General features: G+C 71.7%; 19 protein-coding genes and 2 tRNA genes. 7 read left to right on the top strand and 14 right to left on the bottom strand.

What is annotated here, in order from left to right:
* Positions 1-31 precede the first annotated feature (31 nt).
* From clpX to ACFU99_RS06420, 5 genes are all read right to left on the bottom strand, one after another.
* Positions 32-1,318 carry an ATP-dependent Clp protease ATP-binding subunit ClpX gene (gene clpX / locus ACFU99_RS06440; protein ID WP_363131806.1) on the bottom strand — a complete coding sequence of 429 codons (1,287 nt, stop codon included), beginning with the start codon at positions 1,316-1,318 and terminating at the stop codon, positions 32-34.
* A gap of 138 nt (positions 1,319-1,456) precedes the next feature.
* A complete protein-coding gene (locus ACFU99_RS06435; RefSeq protein ID WP_030890083.1) occupies positions 1,457-2,125 on the bottom strand; it encodes an ATP-dependent Clp protease proteolytic subunit in 669 nt (222 codons plus the stop codon).
* A 49-nt stretch (positions 2,126-2,174) separates the two neighbouring features.
* Positions 2,175-2,792 (bottom strand): ATP-dependent Clp protease proteolytic subunit, encoded by a 618-nt coding sequence (locus ACFU99_RS06430; RefSeq protein WP_384386640.1) that lies wholly within the window; start codon positions 2,790-2,792, stop codon positions 2,175-2,177.
* A gap of 292 nt (positions 2,793-3,084) precedes the next feature.
* On the bottom strand, positions 3,085-4,482 hold the full coding sequence (gene tig / locus ACFU99_RS06425) for a trigger factor (RefSeq protein ID WP_384386637.1): 1,398 nt from the start codon (positions 4,480-4,482) through the stop codon (positions 3,085-3,087).
* Positions 4,483-4,631: 149 nt separating this feature from the next.
* Positions 4,632-4,708, bottom strand: a tRNA-Pro gene (locus ACFU99_RS06420).
* Positions 4,709-4,890: 182 nt separating this feature from the next.
* Here ACFU99_RS06420 and ACFU99_RS06415 point away from each other — a divergent pair.
* Positions 4,891-4,964, top strand: a tRNA-Gly gene (locus tag ACFU99_RS06415).
* 199 nt (positions 4,965-5,163) lie between these two features.
* On the top strand, positions 5,164-5,529 hold the full coding sequence (locus ACFU99_RS06410; protein WP_384386634.1) for an arsenate reductase family protein: 366 nt from the start codon (positions 5,164-5,166) through the stop codon (positions 5,527-5,529).
* 18 nt (positions 5,530-5,547) lie between these two features.
* Here ACFU99_RS06410 and ACFU99_RS06405 read toward each other — a convergent pair whose 3' ends face one another.
* The gene (locus ACFU99_RS06405) at positions 5,548-5,742 is read right to left on the bottom strand and encodes a hypothetical protein (protein WP_030890073.1); all 195 of its coding nucleotides are present in this window, start codon (positions 5,740-5,742) and stop codon (positions 5,548-5,550) included.
* 448 nt (positions 5,743-6,190) lie between these two features.
* On the opposite strand from ACFU99_RS06405, the gene ACFU99_RS06400 reads away from it, so the two are divergent.
* A complete protein-coding gene (locus tag ACFU99_RS06400) occupies positions 6,191-7,318 on the top strand; it encodes an acyltransferase family protein (RefSeq protein ID WP_384386631.1) in 1,128 nt (375 codons plus the stop codon).
* A gap of 21 nt (positions 7,319-7,339) precedes the next feature.
* On the opposite strand, the gene ACFU99_RS06395 is transcribed toward ACFU99_RS06400, so the two are convergent.
* The gene (locus tag ACFU99_RS06395; protein WP_384386628.1) at positions 7,340-9,853 is read right to left on the bottom strand and encodes an FtsX-like permease family protein; all 2,514 of its coding nucleotides are present in this window, start codon (positions 9,851-9,853) and stop codon (positions 7,340-7,342) included.
* Complete coding sequence (locus tag ACFU99_RS06390) at positions 9,850-10,698, bottom strand: ABC transporter ATP-binding protein (protein WP_384386625.1); 849 nt, start codon at positions 10,696-10,698, stop codon at positions 9,850-9,852. Before ACFU99_RS06390 ends, ACFU99_RS06395 begins: the two co-directional genes overlap by 4 nt.
* Positions 10,699-10,953: 255 nt before the next feature.
* Between ACFU99_RS06390 and ACFU99_RS06385 the strand changes: the two genes are divergently transcribed.
* Positions 10,954-12,147: a cation:proton antiporter gene (locus ACFU99_RS06385; protein WP_384386623.1), complete on the top strand. Its 1,194-nt coding sequence runs from the start codon at positions 10,954-10,956 to the stop codon at positions 12,145-12,147.
* A 78-nt stretch (positions 12,148-12,225) separates the two neighbouring features.
* Here the strand turns inward: ACFU99_RS06385 and ACFU99_RS06380 are convergent, their stop codons facing one another.
* Positions 12,226-12,720: an FBP domain-containing protein gene (locus tag ACFU99_RS06380; RefSeq protein ID WP_384386620.1), complete on the bottom strand. Its 495-nt coding sequence runs from the start codon at positions 12,718-12,720 to the stop codon at positions 12,226-12,228.
* 100 nt (positions 12,721-12,820) lie between these two features.
* Here ACFU99_RS06380 and ACFU99_RS06375 point away from each other — a divergent pair, with 100 nt between their 5' ends.
* A complete protein-coding gene (locus ACFU99_RS06375) occupies positions 12,821-13,366 on the top strand; it encodes a nitroreductase family protein (protein WP_384386617.1) in 546 nt (181 codons plus the stop codon).
* Entirely contained in the window at positions 13,366-13,494 is a 129-nt protein-coding gene (locus ACFU99_RS06370) for a hypothetical protein (RefSeq protein WP_384386614.1), read from the top strand. Before ACFU99_RS06375 ends, ACFU99_RS06370 begins: the two co-directional genes overlap by 1 nt.
* Positions 13,495-13,613: 119 nt before the next feature.
* Here the strand turns inward: ACFU99_RS06370 and ACFU99_RS06365 are convergent, their stop codons facing one another.
* From ACFU99_RS06365 to ACFU99_RS06350, 4 genes are all read right to left on the bottom strand, one after another.
* Entirely contained in the window at positions 13,614-15,050 is a 1,437-nt protein-coding gene (locus tag ACFU99_RS06365; protein ID WP_384386611.1) for an aminotransferase class I/II-fold pyridoxal phosphate-dependent enzyme, read from the bottom strand.
* A 188-nt stretch (positions 15,051-15,238) separates the two neighbouring features.
* A complete protein-coding gene (locus tag ACFU99_RS06360; RefSeq protein ID WP_384386609.1) occupies positions 15,239-16,060 on the bottom strand; it encodes a MinD/ParA family protein in 822 nt (273 codons plus the stop codon).
* Between the two features lie 898 nt (positions 16,061-16,958).
* Entirely contained in the window at positions 16,959-18,287 is a 1,329-nt protein-coding gene (locus tag ACFU99_RS06355) for an EsaB/YukD family protein (RefSeq protein WP_384386606.1), read from the bottom strand.
* Positions 18,288-18,440: 153 nt separating this feature from the next.
* Entirely contained in the window at positions 18,441-19,577 is a 1,137-nt protein-coding gene (locus ACFU99_RS06350) for a PP2C family protein-serine/threonine phosphatase (RefSeq protein WP_384386603.1), read from the bottom strand.
* A gap of 136 nt (positions 19,578-19,713) precedes the next feature.
* Between ACFU99_RS06350 and ACFU99_RS06345 the strand changes: the two genes are divergently transcribed.
* Positions 19,714-20,943, top strand: coding sequence for a GNAT family N-acetyltransferase (locus ACFU99_RS06345; RefSeq protein WP_384386600.1), 1,230 nt, complete (start codon positions 19,714-19,716; stop codon positions 20,941-20,943).
* An 18-nt stretch (positions 20,944-20,961) separates the two neighbouring features.
* On the opposite strand, the gene ACFU99_RS06340 is transcribed toward ACFU99_RS06345, so the two are convergent.
* Positions 20,962-21,771 (bottom strand): Fpg/Nei family DNA glycosylase, encoded by an 810-nt coding sequence (locus ACFU99_RS06340; protein WP_384386644.1) that lies wholly within the window; start codon positions 21,769-21,771, stop codon positions 20,962-20,964.
* Between the last annotated feature and the right edge of the window lie 16 nt (positions 21,772-21,787).

Below are 21,787 nucleotides of genomic sequence, written 5' to 3'. Positions count from 1 at the left end.
CCCTTTCGGCTGTCGACTGGCAGGCGGCGCGCTACGCGCTCTTCTCGTGGCGCTCGTCCTTGCCGATGATGCGCGGCTCGCGGGGCACCAGCGTGGGGTTCACGTTGGAGTGGACGACCTCTTCGGTGATGACGACGCGGGCCACGTCCTTGCGGGACGGCACCTCGTACATGACCGACTGGAGGACCTCCTCCATGATGGCGCGCAGGCCGCGCGCGCCGGTGCCGCGCAGGATCGCCTGGTCGGCGATGGCCTCCAGGGCCGGGCGGTCGAACTCCAGCTCCACACCGTCGAGTTCAAAAAGCCGTTGGTACTGCTTAATGAGGGCGTTACGCGGCTCGACGAGAATCTGGAGCAGCGCCTCGCGGTCGAGGTTGTGCACGGAGGTGATGACGGGCAGCCGGCCGATGAACTCGGGGATCATCCCGAACTTCACCAGGTCCTCCGGCATGACCTCCTGGAACTGGTCGCTGGCCTCGATCTCGCGCTTCGAGCGGATGGTGGCGCCGAAGCCGATGCCCTTGGCGCCCGCCCGCGACTCGATGATCTTCTCCAGACCGGCGAACGCGCCGCCCACGATGAACAGCACGTTCGTGGTGTCGATCTGGATGAATTCCTGGTGCGGGTGCTTTCGGCCGCCCTGAGGCGGAACCGAGGCGGTGGTGCCCTCCAGGATCTTCAGCAGGGCCTGCTGGACGCCCTCGCCGGAGACATCGCGGGTGATCGACGGGTTCTCGCTCTTGCGGGCGACCTTGTCGATCTCGTCGATGTAGATGATGCCGGTCTCGGCCTTCTTGACGTCGTAGTCGGCGGCCTGGATCAGCTTGAGCAGGATGTTCTCGACGTCCTCGCCGACATAGCCGGCCTCCGTGAGCGCGGTCGCGTCGGCGATCGCGAACGGGACGTTGAGCATCCGGGCCAGCGTCTGTGCGAGCAGGGTCTTGCCGGAGCCGGTGGGTCCGAGCAGCAGGATGTTGGACTTGGACAGCTCGATGCCGTCGTCCCGGTTGCCTGCGTTCTCGCCCGCCTGCACCCGCTTGTAGTGGTTGTAGACCGCGACTGACAGTGCCTTCTTCGCCGGCTCCTGGCCGACGACGTAACCCTCAAGGAACTCGTAGATCTCGCGCGGTTTGGGGAGCTCCTCCCACCGCACCTCGGAGGTCTCAGCGAGCTCTTCCTCGATGATCTCGTTGCAGAGGTCGATGCACTCGTCGCAGATGTACACACCAGGACCCGCGATGAGCTTCTTCACCTGCTTCTGGCTCTTTCCGCAGAACGAGCACTTGAGCAGGTCGCCGCCGTCACCAATGCGTGCCACGAGGTGCTTCCCCTTCGCCTGGGATCCGCCCTGTTCTGCGGACCCGGGTGCTTGCCTATCGACGGTACCTTGCCGGGCCCCCCGTGCGGGCCCCCCTTGGGCCGACTCGGTCCAAGGGGGATACCAGCGGCACAGCGATCAAACGGAAACGGAACTCTTCCGGGTCGAGACGATCTGGTCGACCAGACCGTACGCGAGGGACTCCTCGGCCGTGAGGATCTTGTCGCGCTCGATGTCGTCGCGGATCTTCTCGATCGGCGTGGTCGAGTGCTTGGCCAGCAGATCTTCGAGCTGCGAACGCATCCGCAGGATTTCGTTGGCCGCGATCTCCAGGTCGGAGACCTGGCCGCGGCCGGTCTCGCTGTACGGCTGGTGGATCAGGATACGGGCGTTGGGCAGCGCCATCCGCTTGCCGGGCGTGCCCGCGGCGAGCAGCACGGCCGCGGCGGACGCCGCCTGGCCCATGCAGACCGTCTGGATGTCCGGCTTCACGAACTGCATCGTGTCGTAGATGGCGGTCAGCGCGGTGAACGAGCCGCCGGGCGAGTTGATGTAGATCGAGATGTCGCGGTCCGGGTCCATCGACTCCAGGCACAGCAGCTGCGCCATGACGTCGTTGGCGGAGGCGTCGTCGATCTGGACGCCGAGGAAGATCACCCGCTCCTCGAAGAGCTTCGCGTACGGGTCGTACTCGCGCACGCCCTGCGAGGTGCGCTCCACGAAGCGCGGAACGATATAGCGGGACTCCGCCGCGGGGCCGGTGTACAGGCCGCTGCCGGGGTTGCTGTTCATCTGCGTGTTCACCATCCTGGTGGCGTTCGGTGGGCTGGAGGTCGGCTGTCAGGCGTCCGGGCGCTCAGGCCCCGGTGCCGCCCCCGCCCGGAATGTTCGCCGCGGCCTGGTAGACGCCGTCGATCAGGCCGTAGTCCTTGGCCTCCTCGGCGGAGAACCAGCGGTCGCGGTCCGAGTCGCGCGTGACCTGCTCGACGGTCTGGCCGGTGTGGAGGGCGGTGAGCTCCGCCATCCGCTTCTTGGTGTGCAGCAGCCGCTCGGCGTGGATCTTGATGTCCGAGGCGGAGCCCGCGAGGCCCGCGGAGGGCTGGTGGATCAGGATCTCGGCGTTGGGCAGCGCGAACCGCTTGCCCGGCGTGCCGGCGCTGAGCAGGAACTGACCCATCGAGGCGGCGAGGCCCATGGCGATGGTGACCACGTCGTTCTTGATGTACTGCATGGTGTCGTAGATCGCCATGCCGGCCGAGATCGAGCCGCCCGGGCTGTTGATGTAGAGGAAGATGTCCTTGTCCGGGTCCGCGGCAAGGAGGAGCAGCTGCGCCGTGATCTTGTTGGCGATGTCGTCGTCGACCGGCTGTCCGAGGAAGATGATCCGTTCCCCGAGCAGTCGGTTGTAGACCTGGTCGCCGAGGCCACCGAAGCTCGGCTCGCCGGCGGCGGCGGAAGGCATCAGATTCGTCACGTATCCACCTGCTCGTTGTTCGACGGCCGCGTGCCGTCTCAGCGTCTTCTTCTCGGGCGGGGGTCGGGCCGGCCGTTCGATGCTCCGCGCCGCGCTTTCCGTGGACTCCCCTGCCCGCGTATCTACGGACCCTAACGCGCTGGTCGGCGGCGGCCATCCCGCATCAGGAACTGTTCGCTCTGAGCGCAGGTTCCAGGGCCCTCACAGGGCCGCCGCGCCCCGCCCTATACGTACGGGCCCGAACGCGCGAACACGTCCGGACCCGTACGTACGAGCTGTGGGCCAGTGGGGCTCAGCCCTCGGACTTGGCCTCGCCGGCGTCGTCGGACTTGGCGGCGTCGTCGCCCTCGGCGGCCTCGACCGTCTCGGCGGTCTCGTCTTCGTCATCCAGGTCAACGGTCTCGCCGTTGCTGTCCTTGACCGTGGCGGCCTCGACGACGACCGCGAGGGCCTTGCCGCGGGCGACCTCGCCGACGAGCATCGGCACCTGGCCGCCCTCGACGACGGCCTGGGCGAACTGGTCGGGGCTCATGCCGGAGGACTGCGCACGGCGCATGAGGTGCTCGGTGAGCTCCTCCTGGCCGACCGACAGCTTCTCCTTGTTGACGAGCTCGTCCAGGATGAACTGGGTCTTGATGCCCTTCTCGGCCTGCTCCTTGGTCTCGGCGTCGAACTCTTCCTCGGTCTTGCCCTGGATCTCCAGGTACTTGGCGAGGTCGAGGCCCATCTGGCCGAGCTGGTGGTTCACGAGGTTGTGCTTGCGGGTCTCGATCTCGTCCGCGAGCAGCTTCTCGGGGATCGGCACCTCGGCGAGCGCGAGCAGCTCGTCGAGGACCTTCTCCTGGGCCTGGGTGGCCTGGTCGTACTTCTTCATCTGCTCAAGGCGCTTGCGGCTGTCGGCGCGCAGCTCCTCCAGCGTGTCGAACTCGCTCGCAAGCTGGGCGAAGTCGTCGTCCAGCTCGGGCAGTTCGCGGGACTTGACGGCGGTGACGTCGACCTTGACCTCGGCCTCCTTGCCCTCGGCGCTGCCGCCCTTGAGCTCGGAGGTGAAGGTCGCGGAGCCGCCGGCCTCAAGGCCGGTGACGGCCTCGTCGATGCCGTCCAGCAGCTGGCCGGAGCCGATGGTGTAGTCGACGCCCTGCGCGACGCCGTCCTCCAGCACCTCGCCGTCGACCTTGGCCTCCAGGTCCACCACGACGATGTCGCCCTCGGCGGCGGCGCGCTCGACCGGGGAGGTCGTGGCGAAGCGCTCGCGGAGCTGCTCGACCGACTTGTCGATGTCCTCGTCCGAGACCTCGACGGCGTCGACGGTGACCTCGATGCCGGAGTAGTCCGGGATCTCGATGGCCGGGCGGATGTCCACCTCGGCGGTGAAGGCCAGCAGCTCGCCGTCCTTCAGCTCGGTGATGTCGACCTCCGGCTGGCCGAGGGGGTTCAGCTCACCCTCGTTGACCGCCTCGGTGTAGAACTTCGGGAGGGCGTCGTTGACGGCCTCCTCCAGCACCGCACCCCGGCCGAACCGCTGGTCGATGACGCGGGCCGGGATCTTGCCCTGACGGAAGCCCTTCACCGTGACCTGCTGGTTGATCTTCTTGTACGCCGCGTCGAGGCTGTCCTTGAGCTCCTCGAAGGGCACCTCGACAGTGAGCCGAACCCGAGTCGGGTTCAGGGTCTCCACGGCGCTCTTCACGGTTCGGTCTCCTTGGGGCTGACTTCTGGGGTTCTGCTGAGATTCAGCGAGTCTGCTGGGTTCAGCTGACCGCGCCCGGGATAGAGACACACGGACGCGCAGCTTGCATAGTAACCGCAAGCGCCTGGACGCCCATAATGTGATCTTGCTGGTCGGGGTGGCCGGATTCGAACCGACGACCTTCCGCTCCCAAAGCGGACGCGCTACCAAGCTGCGCCACACCCCGTCGGTGCGACACGTAGGGTACATGCCCGCGGGGGGTGCCGGACGCCGTTTATTCGGGCGGGGACCGCCGTGCCGTCGCCTCGTGCGCGGGGGTGTGTGCGAGCCGGGCCCCGGACCCGCTACGATGCACTGCGTGCCGCACGGTCTCGACGACCGGCCTCCCCGGAGGATTCCGCGGCGCTCGCGGGCGTAGCTCAATGGTAGAGCCCCAGTCTTCCAAACTGGCTACGCGGGTTCGATTCCCGTCGCCCGCTCCATTCGGTCCCCGGCCCGGCCAGCGACGCGTTCGCGGTCCGGGCCGGAGTCGTTTCCCGGCGCGTGCGCGGAGCGGTCGCTCCAGGTTTACGGGCGCGTTTGCGGGCAACGAGGAGAAGGCGGGGCTCCACACCGTTGCCAGGCGGAGTGCGGCTGGCGTGAATTGCCGGGACCCGCGGCGCGGCTCACTAGGGTGGCCTTATGGAGATCTGGCTCAATCCCGCGTGCTCGAAGTGCCGTTCGGCGGTGCGGCTGCTCGACGAGGAAGGCGCGGAGTACACCGTGCGCCGCTATCTGGAGGACCCGCCGAGCGCGGCGGAGCTGCGGGAGGTGCTGAGGCGGCTCGGGCTGGAGCCGTGGGACATCACGCGCACGCAGGAGGCGGACGCGAAGGAGTTGGGGCTCGCCGACTGGCCGCGCGAGGCGGATCAGCGCGACCGGTGGGTCGAGGCGCTGGCCGCGCACCCGAAGCTGATCCAGCGGCCGATCATCACCGCGGACGACGGCAGCGCGGCCGTGGCGCGGGACGCGGAGACCGTGAAGGACGTGCTCTCCCGGCAGCCGTGAGGGCGGCGGGGCGGCTGGTCAGAACTTGATCCCGTTGACGGTCTCGGCGATGGAGTTGAGGAACCTCTGTATCGACGGGGCCATCCCCGTGGAGGCGAGGAAGAAGCCGAAGAGCATCGCGACGATCGCCGGCCCGGCCTTGAGGGAGCCCCCACGCATGAGCACTACCAGGACAATTGCCAACAGAAGCACCACAGATAGCGAAATGGCCACAACTGATCACACCCTCGGTCGGAATCCGTCACGCCGGCCCGGGAGACATACTGCCCCGCACAGCCCCCGCGGCAACCATGGTGCCACCAACTTGCCCGCCGTTGGAGCCGGGTGACGGAAGGTCGGCCATCCGCGTGTCGCGGCTCTGGATGGCGCGAACCCATGGGCCGTACGGGCCCCGGCCCATAGGACGGTATTCGGCCGACCTGGCGCATTGACTCAGATCGGCTTGATCATTTCGCTTCGCAAACCATGACGTTCTCCAACACAGCAGGATATTCCTGATACCGAACAAGCTGATCTTTTGCCCCTTTTGGGGAGGACGGGCCGGCCCAAAGGGTCCGGAACGGGTGAGATCGAGCCGCCGTGCGGGGAATTGATGAATACCCGGTGAATATCCCTGGACAAAGTTTTACGCATTCAGGGTTTCGCCACTAGGGTGCCTCAAATGTTCCACGCGGCCATGCCCCCCGTACGCACAGTGGAGTCGACGCCCGAAAGGCAGAACGCCCCCGCGCCGCCCGCACCCCGCAAAGCCGGGCAGCGCGACCCCTTCTTCGACAACGCGAAGTATCTGGCGATAGTTCTCGTCGCCATGGGCCACGCGTGGGAGCCCCTCACGCACGGCGGCCGCGCGGCCATGGCGCTCTATATGACCGTCTACGCCTTCCATATGCCGGCCTTCATCCTCATCTCCGGCTATTTCTCCCGGAGTTTCGACCTCAGCCCGGCCAAGCTCAAGCGGCTGATCACCGGTGTGGCCGTGCCGTATGTGATCTTCGAGGTCGCCTACACGCTCTTCCAGCACTGGGCGGACGACTCGCCGCCGGAGGACATCAGCCTCACCAACCCCTGGTATCTGAACTGGTTCCTGGCCGCCCTCTTCATCTGGCGGCTGACCACGCCCATCTGGAAGCTGGTCCGCTGGCCGGTACCGCTCTCGCTGGTGATCGCGGTGCTCGCCGCCATGTCCCCGCACGTCGGCAGCGACTTCGACATGAAGCGGGTGCTCCAGTTCCTGCCGTTCTTCGTGATAGGGCTCCATCTCAAGCCGGAGCATTTCCAGTTGGTACGGCGCAGGGCGGTGCGGATCGCGGCCGTTCCGGTGGCGCTTGGCGCGGTCGTCTTCGCCTACTGGGCCGCTCCCCGGATGGACAGCGGGTGGTTCTACCACAATTCGGCCGTACAGGACCTGGGCGTCTCCATGTGGACCGCGCCCGTCATGGAACTGGCCCTCTTCGGCTGCGCCATGGTGCTCACCGCCGCCTTCCTGGCCCTGGTCCCGAGGCGTCGTACGTGGTTCACGGCGCTCGGCGCGGGGACCCTGTACGGGTATCTGCTGCACGGCTTCGTGATCAAGCTGTCCCGCTGGTGGGGCTGGTACGACGAGCACCCGTGGGTGCGCACCCCGCTGGGCGAGATCGTGGTGACCCTCCTCGCGATCACGATGATCACGGCGCTGTGCTCGCCTCCGGTGCGGAAGGTGTTCCGGTTCGCGATGGAGCCGACGATGGCGTGGGCGTTCCGCGAGGACGCGGCGGAGCCGGCGCGGGACCGTACCCGCACCGGCTCCTGATCCGCAGGCTCGTACCGCGCCTCAGCGCCTGCGCAGCACCGCGCGGGCGGGCAGCGAGGTCGCCGCGAGGCCCAGCACCACGGCCGCTCCCGCGAAGGTCCCGTAGAGGGCCGGCGGTATGTACGGGCCCGCGCCGGTGAGGCCGCGCATCATCGGTACGAGGGTGGCGAGGGCGATGGCCGTGCCGAGCACGACGCCCGCGAAGGCCACCAGCAGCGCCTCCCAGCGGACCATGCCGAGTACCTGGCGGCGGGTCGAGCCGATGAGCCGCAGCGTGCCGAGCTCGCGGCGGCGGTCGAAGACCGTCATCACCAGGGTGTTGACGGCGGCGACTGCGGCGAAGCCGCCCAGCACCGCGGCCATCAGGGTGTTCGCCCAGGCGGAGACCTCACGGTTCTTGTCCTTGGCCGCCGCGTACCCCGCCCTGTCGGTCACCTCTCCGAGGGCCGCGAGCTTCCCCGCGACCTGCCGGGCGTCGGCGCCGCGCGCGTCCCGTACCAGGACGTCGCTGTCGAAGCCCGCGGTGACGTGCGGGGCCAGGGCCGTACGGGCCATGGTGACCTGGGCGACGCCGAGCCCCCGGCCGTAGGTCGCGACGACCTCGGGGCGGGCCTTCGTCCCGTCCGGCAGCACCAGGGAGATCCGGTCGCCGACCTTCACGTCCGCACTGGAGGCGAGGTTGGCGTCGATCGCGGTCTTGCCCGGCGCCAGGGCGTCGAGGCTGCCGCTGCGGACGTCGAGGTCCTGGACGGCGCGCAGGTCCGCGCCGGTGCCGCCGACGCCCTGCGTGGAGGCGGTCATCGGCCCGCTGGTCGCCGAGGACGTGTAGAGCACGCTCGTACGGAGCAGGCCGACGGCCGTCTCGACGCCGGGGGCCGCCGCGGCCTTCGCCGCCGTGCCGGTGGGCAGGCCGCCGGGCGCGGAGAGCACGTGGTCGGCGGTGATGCCGGCGCGCTGCTGCGCCTGGCGGGCGTGGTCCTCGCTGGTGTGCATGAACACCAGCGTCGAGGCGAAGGCCATGGCCAGCACGATCGGGGTGATCGCGGAGGCCAGGCGGCGCGCGTTGGCGCGGGAGTTGGCGGAGGCGAGGTGCGCGGATGCGGGTCCGGCCCGCATCGGCAGGCCGATGAGGTGGGCGCAGAGGCGGGCCACGAGCGGGCCGAGCAGCCCGACGCCGAGCATGAAGAGCATGACGATGCCGGAGGCGGTGTTGGCCGCGTCGTCTCCGGTCAGGGTGGCCGCGACGATCGCCAGGGCGACGCCGCCGACGAGGGCCGCGACGCCGAGGGCCGTACGGACCGCGCCGGGGCGGGCACGTTCCACGGCGGCTTCGCCGAGGGCCTGGCCGGGCTTGATACGGGCGGGGCGACGTGCGGCGGCGGCGCCGGCGCAGAGGGCGGTGAGCAGGCCCACGCCGACGGCCGCGGCGAGCGGGATGCCGGAGACGGCGAGGTGCACGGCGTCCGGGACGACGCCCTTCTCCTTGAGCTGTCCGAACCACCAGCGGGCGAGGGCGATGCCGGGCAGGCAGCCGAGCGCTCCGGCGAGGGGCGCGACGAGCAGCGCCTCGGCGGCGACGGAGCGGCGGATCTGGCGCGGGGTGGCGCCGATGGCGCGCAGCAGCGCGAACTCGCGGGCGCGCTGGCCGATGGAGAGGGCGACGGTGCCGGCCGTGGTGAAGATCGCGACCATGGTCGCGATGCCGCCGAACGAGCCGCCGAGCGCTGTCAGCGTCTCCTTGGCCCCGGCGAGCGCGGGCTGTTCGACGGCGCCCCGGCCGTCGCCGGTGTGCACCTGGGCGGCCTTGCCGACGGCCTGCCGGACGGAGTGCGCGAGGTGCTCGGCGGAGGTTCCCGCCGTGGGCAGCACGGCGACCGCGTCGACCTTGCCGGGGTGGCCGGAGAGCCGGACGGCCTGGGCGTCGGTGAGCCAGGCGGTGGGCGTGGAGGTACGGGCCGTGCCGGAGACGGTGAAGTCTCGTGCGCCGCCGGGGGTGTTCAGGGTGACGCGGTCGCCGGCCTTGGCGTGCGCGGCGCGGGCGGTGGCCTCGTCGAGGACGGCCTGGCCGGTGCGCGGGGCGTTGCCCGTCGCGAGTTCGGCGCCGGTGAAGGCGGTCGAGCCCCAGCCGTGGGCGGTGACGGGGGCCGTGGTCCGCGAGGCGGTCAGGTGCGCGGGGTAGGCGACGTCCCCGATCGCGGCGTCGACGCCGGGCGCGTGCGCGATCTTCCGGGTGAGCGCGGCGTCGAGGCGGGCCGTGTCCGGGAGCGGTTCGGACTCGGTCTCCCGGTCCTCGCCGTGGCCGATCACGTAGTGCACCTGCTGGTCGGCGGCGGCCACCACGGGGGCTCCGGCGTACCGCTCGGGCGGCACGGAAGCCCGTATGCCGGTCTCCAGGAGGATGCCGCAGGCCGAGACGATCATCGCGGCCATGAGGAGGGCGACGAAGGTCCCCACGAAGGACGCGGGTTTGAAGCGGATGGCCGCACGGGCCAGCCCGTTGGTGCCCGCTTTGGGGGCGTTCGCCTGCTTGCTCATGCCGCTGCGCCCTCGAAGGAGCCCGGGCGGGCGGTGAGCGAGACCATCCGGGCGGCGATCTGTTCGGCGGTGGCGCGGTGGAGGCTGTCGGCGATGGAGCCGTCCGCGAGGAAGAGGACGCGGTCGGACCAGGCGGCGGCGACCGGGTCGTGGGTGACCATGACGACGGTGGCGCCCAGGGTGTCGACGGCGTGCCGGAGCAGGCCGAGCACCTCGGCCGCGGTGCCGGTGTCGAGCGCGCCGGTGGGCTCGTCCGCGAAGACGACGTCCGGGCGGGTGATCAGGGCGCGGGCGATGGCGACGCGCTGCTGCTGGCCGCCGGAGAGCTCGCCGGGGCGGCGGCCGCCCTTGTCGCCGAGGCCCACCTGGGAGAGCACCTCCACGGCGCGCCGTCGGTCGGCGCGCTCCCCCGCGAGACGCATGGGGAGGACTACGTTCTGCTCGACGGTCAGCGACGGGAGCAGGTTGAACGACTGGAAGACGAAGCCGAGGCGGCTGCGGCGCAGCTCGGTCAGCTTGTTCTCGTTCATGCCGGTGATCTCGGTGCCGCCGAGCCGTACAGAACCCTCGGACGGGCGGTCGAGCCCGGCCGCACACTGGAGGAAGGTCGACTTGCCCGAGCCGGAGGGCCCCATCACGGCGGTGAAGCTGCCGCGCGGGAGGGCGAGGTCGAGGGAGCGCAGGGCGTGGACGGCGGATGTCCCGCGGCCGTAGCGGCGGGAGACCCCGCGCAGTTCGACGGCCCAGTCGCCGGTGCCCGCGGTGACGTCCGCCGCTCCCGGCGCACCGGCGCCGACGCCGGCCCCGGCCCCGTCGTCACTCTGTCGCTTGCCGCGCAGCCCCATGGCCCCGCCTCTCGTCTCGTGTTCCCCGCGTTGTGGTCAACGTCTGAAATCTATGGTTCCGGCGCTGGTCAGGGCCATGGCGTCGGCTGGTGGATCGGGGGTGGGGGCAGCACCACCAGAGACGATGGGCGTAACCACCCCAAAATCGTTTGGTAAACTAACTACTCACCTTTTCTTGACTCCCCCTTGACCGAATGAACATCCGTCCGGCCGAACTCTGGAGGAGCCATCGGACACGCAGACACCCTCATCGCCATGGGCGGCGCCTTTCTGGCGGCAGCCGTCCTGGCCCGCGTCGGAGGCCGCATCGGCCTCCCGACCATCCCCCTCTTCATCCTGGCCGGGATTCTCCTCGGCCCGCACACGCCCGGCATCGTGCTGGTCGCCGACCCGCACGACCTGGAGATGCTCTCCGCGCTCGGCCTGGTCCTGCTCCTCTTCTACCTCGGGCTCGAATTCCACCTGGACGACCTCAAGACCGGCGGCCGCAAGATGGCCCTGGCGGGCGGCGCGTATCTGGCGCTGAACGTCGGCGCGGGCCTGGCCTTCGGCTTCGCGACCGGCTGGGGCACCTCCGAGGCGCTCGTACTCGCCGGAGTGCTCGGCATCTCCTCGTCCGCGATCGTCACCAAGGTCCTCGTCGACCTCGGCCGCCTCGGCAACGGCGAGACCAAGCCGATCCTCGGCATCATCGTGGTCGAGGACATCTTCCTGGCCCTCTACCTGGCCGCCCTCCAGCCGATCCTGTCGGGCGCGGACAGCCTGGCGTCGGCGGTGGGGGACGCGGCCAAGGCGTTCGGCTTCCTGCTGCTGCTCGCGGTCGCGGCCCGCTGGGGCACCCGGCTGATCGGCAAGCTGATGCACACCAAGGACGACGAACTGCTCGTCATCTCGTTCCTGGGCGTCGCCGTCTTCGTCGCGGGCGTCTCCGAGTGGTTCGGGGTCGCGGACGCCATCGGCGCGTTCATGGTGGGTCTGATGCTCGGCAGTACGAGCTCGGGCGACCGCATCCGGACGCTGGTGCACCCGCTGCGCGACGCGTTCGGGGCCATCTTCTTCTTCGCGTTCGGGCTCTCGATCGACCCGGGCGACCTGCCGGGCGTGCTCGTGCCGGTGCTGATCGCGGTCGCGGTGACGCTGGTGATGAACGTGGCCGCGGGGCTCGTGGCCGCCCGCCTCTACGGCTTCGGCCCGCAGCCCGCCGCGAACATCTCCACGACGCTGCTGGCGCGCGGCGAGTTCGCGCTGATCCTCGCCACGATGGCCGCGGGAGCGGGGCTCGATCCGCAGCTGTCCCCCTTCATCGCGGGGTACGTGCTCGTCCTGGCCGTACTCGGCCCGCTGGCCGCCGGCCGCTCGGAGTGGCTGGCACGGCTGCTGCCGGGCGGCTCCGCGCAGCCGCCGGGCGGCGGCGGGGCGCTGTCGTCACCGGCCTCGGAGCGGGTGTGACGGACGCCGGGCGGCGGCACGGGGGTCGGCCGGGGCCCGGCCGACGGGCCCGTACGCGGCTCGGCGCTCGTTACGGCGTCAGGCGGTGAGCTTGTCCAGGAAGGCGAACAGGTTGCCGCGCATCCGCGCGACCTGCTCCTCGACCGACAGGGACTCCTCGAAGCGCCCGCCCGCCTGCGGCGTCTTCCTGCCCCGGATATAGAGGGAGCAGGCGAGGTCGGAGCAGATGTACTCGCCGACCGAGTCGCCCTGCCGCCCGGCCGGGCCGACCTTGCGGGCCGCCATCAGCGACACGCCGTCGCCGGGGTGCGTGGTCAGACAGAGCGTGCACATGCCGCGGTGGAGCAGGCCGCGCCGGCCGGCGGAGGCGCGCAGCGTCACGCCGGTCAGCTCGCCGTCGCGCTCGGCGACGAGGTAGCCGCGGTCACGGGCTCCGGGGTCGCGCCAGCCCAGAAAGTCCAGGTCCTCCCAGCGCTGCTCGTCGAGGTCCCGGGGGACCGCGAGCCGCTTGGCCTCTCCCTTGGAGCAATTGACGAACGACGCGCGGATGTCCTGCTCACTCACTGCCCTCATGGCTCGGACGCTAACAGTGCCTATTTCTATTAGGCAAACAATTAAAATGCTTAGGTTGGAGGGCTCCCCGCCCCGCGCCTCTCCCCCGTGAGGACTCGTGATGCACGTACCGACCGCCCCCCTGGCCCCGGCTCTGACGTCGCTGCGGGCGACCCGGTGGTTCACCGACGAGCCCGTACGCGACGAACAGGTGCGTGCGGTGCTGGAGGCCGGGCGCTGGACCGGCTCGGCGCGCAACCGGCAGCCGTGGCGGTTCGTGGTGGTGCGCAGCGGCGAGATCCGCCGGCAGCTCGCGCGCCTGGGCGCGTACGCGGGGCATCTCGCGGCGGCGCCCGTGGTGATCGCGCTCGCGGTGGAGGAGGCCGCGGGCGGGGAGGACGCCCAGTTCGACGCCGGGCGCGCGGCGCAGAACATGATGCTGGCGGCCCACGCCCAGGGGCTGGGCAGCTGCCCCGCGTCGTTCTTCCCCGCCGCGAACGCCGACCGGGCCGGGCCGCTGTGCCGCGTCGGGCCCCCGTGGCGGGTGCGCACCGCCATCTCGCTCGGGCATCCGGCTCCGGCGCCCGCCGGGAAGCCGGCGATTCCCACCGGGCGGCTGCCGCTGGCGGAACTGGTCACCGAGATCCCCGACGAGCCCGCGGACTGATGTCCACGTACCGGAATCCGGTGACGGGGGAAATCGCCATCGCCTATCTCGACGAATTCCACCGCGCCGGCGGCTCGGTGAAGACCGATCCGCCGACCGATATGCCGGCCGAGTCCGTCTCGCCGTGAAACCGGCGGCGCCCGGCAGCCGTGTGCGCCCCGTACAGGGGTCGAGGCACACACGGCTCCACTGCTTTCAGGCGTTACGGGCGCCGCGCCAGTAGGCCACGCGCTCCACAGGAGCAGGGTCAGCGCTCGCCGTTCGACCACGGGGCGAGGAGGTCGGCGACCCGCTGTACGGACGCGACGACGTCCGCGGTGTCGACGGCCGTGTAGCACAGCCGGAAGTAGCCCGGTTCGGCGCAGGACAGCAACTGGCCGGGCAGCAGCTGCACTTGGGCGTAGGTGGCGATGTACCAGCGCAGCCACTCCTCCTCGCTGGAGATGCTCGGGAAGAGGATCGGCAGGGCGGCCGTCGCCTGCTTCTCGGCGTCCGCGGCGAACGGTTCCGGTACGCGGTCGGGCTGCGGGAAGTGCGGCCCGATCTCCGGCGGGATCACGGCGGTGCCCCGCGGCGGCAGATAGGCGCGCAGGTCGAGCCAGAAGAACTGCGCCGCGTTCTGCCCTTCGCGGTAGCGGTACGGGAGGCGGCCGCTGTCGAGGGCGGCGCGGGTCTCCTCGAAAGCGGCGGTCAGCCAGTCCCGGTACTGCTCCATCAATACGAGCGGATAGCTCTCTCCGCCGCTCGTGGTCTTCAGCATCTTCCCGATGACGAAGTGCTTGAGCGAGTCGAACGGAGTGAACCACGAATAGCTGTTCTGCTTGTCCTTGATTCCCTTCATGGCCAGTTGCACCATCGGCGACCGGGAGATCACGACTCCGGCCTTGAAGCCGGACATTCCGAAGTCCTTGGCGAATCCCCAGACGACGTGGACGCGGTTGCGCGCCTCCGGATTGTTCTTGTACGCGTTCAGGGACAGGGCGCTGACGAACTCCGGTCCGGCGCCGGTGAGCTGGGAATGGGCGTACATCTCGTCGGAGATGATGTGCATCCCGGTCTCGTTGAGCACCCACCGGTAGATGCTCTCCAGCAGGTCCTGGCTGTAGTTGTCGCCCAGGGGGTTGTTGGGGTTGGTGAGGACGAGGAGTTTCGGGGGTTCCGGCTGGGTGCGGTAGACGTGCTGGATGTCCTCCAGCGTGAGGTCGAAGTGCTCTTCGCCCAGCTCACGGAGGTGGACGGGGACGCAGAGCAGTTCGGGCCGCTGCTCGAAACACCAGTTGAATCCCTGCCAGTAGGGGGCGGGGAGCAGCACCCGGTCGCCGCTGCGGAGGACGCCGCCCTCCCTGAGCGCGAATGCCAGGCACTCCAGGGCGGCCGATACGCCCGCGGTGCCGAAGACGTCGTCGGCGGTGAGGTCGGGGGAAAGCGCCGGGCGCAGCATCGCCGCGATATCGGCGCGGATTTCCGCACTCCCGTACGAAGGGGCGTACTTGACGTCCCGCTGCTCCAGTACGCCGAGCTCGGCGAATACGTTGTCCCGCAGCGACGGATAGACCAGGACGTTCTCCGCCGTGGCGAGGTTGACCACCTCGGGGTACAGCTCCTGGTGGACGGCGAGCCGGTGTTCGGGGTCGGCGGCGCCGGCGAGCAGCGCGGTGATCTCCTCGGGGGTGTGCTGCGTCATCGCGGATTCCTCCCTGGACAGCCGGGGCTTTCCGGGAAAGCCCCTGTCTTTCCCTATCTTTCGGGAAATCGAGGAGGATGAGAAGGAGGCGAATCGGACGCGTGGCGCGGGTGGCCGAAGCGCCGCCGCTGATCACCGAACCCCGCTCAGCGAACCCCGCTCAGCGAACCCCGCTCACCGAGCCTCGTTCAGCGTGCCTCGTTCACGGCCCGGTTGAGCACCTCGGCGGCGAGCTGGGCGGCGGCCTCGCGGGTGGCTTCGCCGAGCAGGTCCGTACGGATCGGGCCGCCGGCGGCGAGGTGGCGGTCGTACGGAAGCATCAGCACGCGCACGCCGTCCAGTTGGAGGTGCGCTCCGGCCGCCGCCACGTCGAGCGCCATGTGCGGGGAGGACGCGGCGAGCACCACGACGGTGCCCGGCAGCATGAGCGGCCGGGGCAGGGAGGCCATCCAGTCCAGTACGGCGCGGGTGCTGGTGACGCCCTCGACAGTGGCGGGCGCGACGAGCACGCGCGCCTGGGCGGCGGCGAGGGCGGTACGGGACAGCTCGCTGGGCAGCGTCTCGCAGTCCACGACGGTGACGCCGAAGTAGCGGCGCAGGGCCACCATCACCGAGCGGTATTCGGCCAGTTCCAGCCGGGTGCCGACGCGGCCCTGGCTGCCGGGGAGCAGCCAGCCGCGGTCGGGCAGCTGGACGAGGTACCCCGTGATGTCGGTGAGCTGCATGGTCGGCTCGATGATCTGCGCGAGGTCCCCGCAGGTCCAGCGCACGGCGGGCGCCGCGAGCCGTACGGGGAGGGTGCCGAGCGCCGGGTCGGCCTCCAGCATCAGCACCGGGTCCTGCCGGTAGTGCGCGTACGTACGCCCGAGCAGGGCCGCGACGGTGGTCTTGCCCGCGCCGCCGCGGATGCTGGTGACGACGATCTGCCGCCCGCTGGCGACCGGCTGCTGCACGGCCTGGGCCACTCGCGTGGCCTCGGCCACTTCCCGCGCGGCCGAAGCCCCCACCATCCGCCGCACGGCCCGCCCCGTCCGCCGAGCAGCCGAATCCCCACTGACCGGCCGCCCCTTGACCAGATCCTCGACCCCGACTCCGCGCCGCTGCCTTCCAGGCGCGGTACGAGGCCGTGGCGGCACGGCGTACGGAGTCACGTACCCGGAGCGCGGAGCACCGGGGGCATCCGGGGGAAGCGGGAGGGCTTGCGGGGTGGTGAACGTGAGGGCCGGGGCCGCTGGGGCGGTCGGGGCCATTGGTACGGCCGGTGCCGCCGGGACTGCTGGGGCGGCGACCGGCCCCACGCCCGGCGCGATCCGCGGCTCGGCACGCGGGGCCGGGTCCTGCGCGGACGGCGCGGGCCGCACGAGCGGCTCCGCCGGGGACGGGCCTGAACCCGCAGTTCCCGACGCCCTGCCAGGCGAAGACGCGGCAGAGCCCGCCGCCGTCCCCGGCGGCTGGGCGCCGAGCGAAGCGGCAGGGCCCCGTGACGGCAACGGCGGCGCAGGCCGCCCAGACGGTTCCCCGCCCGGGACGGGCAGCTCCGCCGGAGGCGGGACCGAACCCACGGCCCCCGACGCCCCGCCGGGCGACGACGCGGCGAAGCCCGCCGCCGACCCCGGCGCTGGGGCACCGCACGCAGCGGCAGAGCCCTGCGACGACAGCGACGACACAGGCCGCCCAGACGGTTCACCGCCCGGTACGGGCGGGTCCAAGGGCCCTGGCGAGCCGGTGGACGAAGAAGTGGCGGGAGTCCGTCCCGCCGCGAAGGACAGCCCGGTGTCCGGCTCGTCGGTGCGCGGAGGCGCGGTGGTGGGCGGTGCGGGTCGCGCAGCGGGGTCCGCTGCCCGTATGGGCGGAGTCAGGCCCGGCAGGGCATCGTCGTCGGCAGCCATATCGTTTCTTCTCCGCCTCTCAGAGCGCGTCGAGCAGGAGCGCGTACCCGCCCAGCGCCCCGATGGCCAGCGGGAACAGGGTGATGACGCCGGTGGTCTCGGCCAGGTCGGTCAGGCGGCGGAGGTGGGGGCGCAGCCGCTGTGGCGGGCCGGGCGTCAGGGCGGTCAGCGGGAGGGCCGCGGCCACTGCCAGCGCCGCCAAGGGGACGTACGGCGGGGTGTTCGTGTCCGTCAGCCAGAGCGCCGTCAGGCGTACGAGCAGGACGGCCGCCGCCGTCAGCAGGGCCGCTACCTCCGCCGCCAGCGGGAACGCCCGAGCGCGCGCCGGCAGGACGACGACCAGGACGCACGTCAGCGGCACCGTCCACCACGTGGCCGCCGTGAGGGCCAGGAGCCCGGCGGCCGTGGCGGAGGCCGCGGCGACCAGCGTCGCCAGGGCCAAGTGCCGGTGCGTCGCGGCCAGGGCGGTGTCGACCTCGTGGTGGCTGACGGACGCGCCGCGCGAGCGGTGGTCGTCCAGGGCGGTGAGGCCCGCCGCCGTCAGGGCCAGTCGCGGCAGCGCGCCCAGCGCCACCACCGAGACGACGGCCAGCACCGCCCCGAGCCGCGCCGTGTCGCCCTCCATCGCGCCGACCGCCTCCCAGACGGCCGCCGTCGCCGCGACCGCCCCCGCGCCGATCAGCCCGCCGCGCCCCAGGGGCGAGCAGAGGCCCAGGAGCAGCAGCGTCAGCGCCGACACCCCCGCCGCCACCGCCAGCCGTCCCAGTCCCGGCCAGGCGTGCGCGTCCGCCGCCGTCCACGCGGCGATCAGGCCGAGGGCCCCGCCGGTGAGCATGAGGGTGGTGCCCGGTCCGTGGCTGCGGGACCGTCCCGCGAGCGCTCCGAGCAGGGCCGCCACCAGCCCGGCCCCCGCCAGCGCCCCCGCCGCGGTGGCGGGGTCGACGCTCGTGCGCGTCAGCACGCCCGCGGCGACGGCGAGGGCGAAGGTCGCCGCGCTCGCCGTCCGGCGGCGCGCGGCGGGCCGCCAGCGCAGGGCCCTTACGTCCGGGGCGGTGGGGGCGAGCGGCGCGGGAGACGCGTCGTCGGCCCGTACGAGCCGCAGTACGGAGCCGTCCGGCACGGCGGCCCCGCCGAGCGTGGCGTCCGGGGCGAGCACGGTGCCGTCGGCGGTCACGAGGTGCCGTGCCGCGGCCGGGCCGGAGTTCTGGTCGTCGAGGAGCCGGAGGATGTCCGGCAGGAGCCGGCCGACGGGGTCGGTCGAAGGAAGCAGCAGGTCGACCCGTCGGCGATCGCCGACCAGAGTGACCCGGCTCAGTCCCGTACGCTGCCCCGCCCCCACGCTCCCCACCCGGCCGAACCTATCATCGAGCCTCCGCCGCGCCCCGGCCGTCCGCGTCACGGTCCGCCAGGCCCAGGAGCCCCCGCATCCGCGCGTACTTCCTCCGCAGCCGTTCACGGGTCACGGCGTCGAGACGGGCGGAGCGGTCGCCGCGGTCGGCGGTCAGTCCCGGCAGATCAGCAGCAGCGCCCTGTCGTCGTTGACGTCCTTCGCCACCGCCTCGATCAGATGCCATGCCGCCCCGTGGAACCCGGAGGCCACATAGCGGTCGGCCTCCCCCGTCAGCCGGTCCATCCCCTCGGTGAGGTCCCGCTCGGCGGTCTCGACCAGCCCGTCGGTGAAGAGCATCAGCACGTCGCCGGGGCGCAGCGTGCCCTTGATCGGGTCGAACTGCGCGCCGTCGTAGACCCCGAGGAGCGGTCCCTCGGCGGCCATCTCCTCCCAGCGGCCGGTGCCCGCGGAGAGCTGGAGGGCGGGCAGATGGCCCGCGGAGAGCAGTTCGTAGTCGCCGCTGTCGAGGTCGAGGACGAGGTGGATCGAGGTGGCGAACCCCTCGTCCCAGTCCTGGCGCAGCAGATAGCCGTTGGCGGCGGGCAGGAAGGCGTGCGGCGGCAGCGAGCCGAGCAGTCCGCCGAACGCGCCGGAGAGCAGCAGGGCGCGGGAGGCCGCGTCCATGCCCTTGCCGGAGACGTCGGTGAGGACGACTTCGAGGGTGCGTCCGCCGTTCGTACGGGCGGCGACGACGAAGTCGCCGGAGAACGACTGGCCGCCGGCCGGGCGCAGCGCCATCTCGCGGTGCCAGCCGCGCGGCAGTTGGGGCAGTTTGCTCTGCACCCGGATGCGTTCTCGCAGGTCGAAGAGCATGGTGCCGCCGCGTCTCCAGGGGACGCCGACGCGGCTGCGGAACTGCGCGATGAGCAGGCCGAAGAAGCCGACGGCCGCGACCACCAGGATGGTGCCGGGGGTGACCCGGTCCGCGCCGTCGGTGTACGGGCCGAGGATCGCGGACTCCACGATGAGGGCGGTGGCCGCGGCGGCGTACAGCGCGAGCAGGCTGGCGGGGCGCAGCAGCAGCCCGCCGGCGACGATCGGCAGGACGAGGGCGGAGGGCGCGCACCAGGCGGGCTGGGCGACGGTGGCGGCGGCGATGGCGGGGACGGAGATGAGCAGGGCGGCGAGCGCGATCCAGTCGGAGCCGTCGCCTCGGAAGTAGTCGACTCCGGCCTTGCGCACGCCGACGCGGGCCCGGTGCAGTGCTTTGCGCATCCGGGCCGTCGGGGTGTCGGCAGCGCCAGTCATTGCATCGGGACCCTATCCACCCCTTCGGCGGTGCGTCGATTCGTGATACGAGCGGAACCGGTGCCGCGTCCGCCGGGAGGGCAATCGTATGCGAAACCCGTTCGCCCGGGCGGGGAAGCGCTGCTAGGCATGGGGAATGACGACAGAAATACGGGCCCTCGCGTCCGCCGACTGGGACCAGTGGTTCGGGACGCTGGAGCTGGCCTTCGGGGGTGTCCCGCTGCCTGTGGAGAAGCGTGAGCTGTGGCGGGAACTCTTCGATACCGGGCGGCCCATCGGGGTGTGGGAGGACGGCGAGGTCGTCGGGACGGCGGGGGCCGTCGCGTTCCGGCTGACGGTGCCGGGCGGCGCGTCGGTGGCCGCGGCGGGCGTGACGACGGTGAGCGTGCGGCCCACCCACCGCCGCCGGGGGATCCTGCGGTCGATGATGCGGCGGCAGTTGGCGGACTTCCGGTCCTGGGGCGAGCCGGTCGCGCTCCTGGTGGCCTCGGAGCCGGACATCTACGGCCGGTTCGGGTACGGCGGCGCGACCCGGTCGCTCAGCGCCGAGATCGACACCACGCGGGTGCGGCTGTCGGTTCCGGCGGGCGCCGATGACGTACGGCTGCGGCTGAGCCCACCGGACGAGGCGCTCGCGGTGTGCGAGCGGGTGTACGCGCGGCGGGTCGCGGCGCGGCCCGGCATGCTGGCGCGGCAGCCGGGCTGGGACCGGCTGATGACGATGGACCTGGAGTCCGGCCGGAAGGGCGCTTCGCCCCTGATGTGCGTGCTGGCGGAGGCGGACGGCGAGACCGTCGGGTACGCGCGCTACGCGGTCCGCCCGGAGTGGACGCCGGCCGGGCCGGCGGGAACGGTGGTGCTGCGCGAGATCGACGCGCTGACCCCGGCCGCGTACGCCGCGCTGTGGCGCTATCTGTTCGGCATCGACCTGACGACGAATATCTCGGTCCAGAGCCGCCCGGTCGATGACCCGTTGTGGCATTTGGTGAGCGATGACCGCCGGTGCCTGATCGGGGCGCGGGAGTCGCTGTTCGTACGGCTGGTGGACGTCGGGGACGCGCTGGCGGCGCGTGCGTACCAGACGCCGGTGGACGTGGTCCTCGGCGTCGCGGACCCCTTCTGTCCGTGGAACGAGGGGCGTTGGCGGCTGACCGGCGACGCCAAGGGCGCGTCCTGCGAGCGGACCGGTGACGCGGCGGATCTGGAGCTGTCCGTACGGGAGCTGGGCGCGGCCTATCTCGGCGGGGTGTCGCTGACGGCGCTGGCCGCCGCGGGCCGGGTGCGGGAGGTCCGGGAGGGTGCGCTGGCGGAGGCGGCGACGGCGTTCGGGAGCGCGGTGGCCCCCTGGCTGCCGCACGGTTTCTGAGCGGGCCTGCCCAAGGGCCTACCTGCCCTGGCACTCCGGGCACCAGAAGAGGTTGCGGGCGGCGAGGTCGGCGGTGCGGATCTCGCTGCCGCAGATGTGGCACGGCTGCGCGGCCCGCCGGTAGACGTAGACCTCGCCGCCGTGGTCGTCGACGCGCGGCGGGCGGCCCATGGCCTCGGGCAGGTGCTCCGGACGCACGGTGTCGATGCGGTTGTTGCGGACGCCCTCCCGCATCAGGGCGACCAGGTCCGACCAGATGGCGTCCCATTCGGCGCGGGTGAGATCGCGGCCCGTCCGGTACGGATCGATGCCGTGCCGGAACAGGACCTCGGCGCGGTACACGTTGCCGACGCCCGCGATCACCTTCTGGTCCATGAGCAGCGCGGCGACGCTCGTACGGCTGCGGGAGATCCGGGCCCACGCGCGCTCGCCGTCGTCGGCGGCCCGCAGCGGGTCGGGGCCGAGCCGCTCGTGTATGGCCGCCTTCTCGCCGTCGGTGATCAGCGCGCAGGTGGTGGGCCCGCGCAGGTCCGCGTACGCGCCGGGGTTCGCGAGCCGCAGCCGTACGGTCGCGGTCGGCGGCGGCGCGGGCGCGTCGCCGAAGCCCAGCTTGCCGAAGAGGCCGAGGTGGATATGGACCCAGCCGGTCGGGCCGAAGCCCAGGAAGAGGTGTTTGCCGTGCGCCTCGGCCGCGGTCAGCTCCCGGCCGTCGATCAGCGCGGCGCTGTCGGAGAACTTGCCCTGCGGGCTGCTCGCCCGCGCCGGCCGGCCCGCGACGAGTTCGCGGTGGTCCTCGGCGAGGCGGTGGATGGTGTGGCCCTCGGGCACGGTCCGTCCTGCGGCG

It is taken from the genome of Streptomyces sp. NPDC057654 (genome assembly GCF_042800135.1).
GTDB lineage: Bacteria > Actinomycetota > Actinomycetes > Streptomycetales > Streptomycetaceae > Streptomyces.
Note: the sequence above shows the minus strand (reverse complement) of the source record. Positions and strands in the feature narration are given on the sequence as shown.

What these genes read in the sequence shown, in the direction of transcription:
- ACFU99_RS06360 (WP_384386609.1), bottom strand. Translation starts at nt 16,060, where the DNA reads ATGGTGGGGGCTTCGGCCGCGCGGGAAGTGGCCGAGGCCACGCGAGTG.
- ACFU99_RS06375 (WP_384386617.1), top strand. Translation starts at nt 12,821, where the DNA reads ATGCACGTACCGACCGCCCCCCTGGCCCCGGCTCTGACGTCGCTGCGG.
- ACFU99_RS06370 (WP_384386614.1), top strand. Translation starts at nt 13,366, where the DNA reads ATGTCCACGTACCGGAATCCGGTGACGGGGGAAATCGCCATCGCCTAT.
- ACFU99_RS06435 (WP_030890083.1), bottom strand. Translation starts at nt 2,125, where the DNA reads ATGGTGAACACGCAGATGAACAGCAACCCCGGCAGCGGCCTGTACACC.
- ACFU99_RS06410 (WP_384386634.1), top strand. Translation starts at nt 5,164, where the DNA reads ATGGAGATCTGGCTCAATCCCGCGTGCTCGAAGTGCCGTTCGGCGGTG.
- ACFU99_RS06400 (WP_384386631.1), top strand. Translation starts at nt 6,191, where the DNA reads ATGTTCCACGCGGCCATGCCCCCCGTACGCACAGTGGAGTCGACGCCC.
- ACFU99_RS06385 (WP_384386623.1), top strand. Translation starts at nt 10,954, where the DNA reads ATGGGCGGCGCCTTTCTGGCGGCAGCCGTCCTGGCCCGCGTCGGAGGC.
- ACFU99_RS06345 (WP_384386600.1), top strand. Translation starts at nt 19,714, where the DNA reads ATGACGACAGAAATACGGGCCCTCGCGTCCGCCGACTGGGACCAGTGG.
- ACFU99_RS06350 (WP_384386603.1), bottom strand. Translation starts at nt 19,577, where the DNA reads ATGACTGGCGCTGCCGACACCCCGACGGCCCGGATGCGCAAAGCACTG.
- ACFU99_RS06390 (WP_384386625.1), bottom strand. Translation starts at nt 10,698, where the DNA reads ATGGGGCTGCGCGGCAAGCGACAGAGTGACGACGGGGCCGGGGCCGGC.
- ACFU99_RS06395 (WP_384386628.1), bottom strand. Translation starts at nt 9,853, where the DNA reads ATGAGCAAGCAGGCGAACGCCCCCAAAGCGGGCACCAACGGGCTGGCC.
- ACFU99_RS06380 (WP_384386620.1), bottom strand. Translation starts at nt 12,720, where the DNA reads ATGAGGGCAGTGAGTGAGCAGGACATCCGCGCGTCGTTCGTCAATTGC.
- ACFU99_RS06365 (WP_384386611.1), bottom strand. Translation starts at nt 15,050, where the DNA reads ATGACGCAGCACACCCCCGAGGAGATCACCGCGCTGCTCGCCGGCGCC.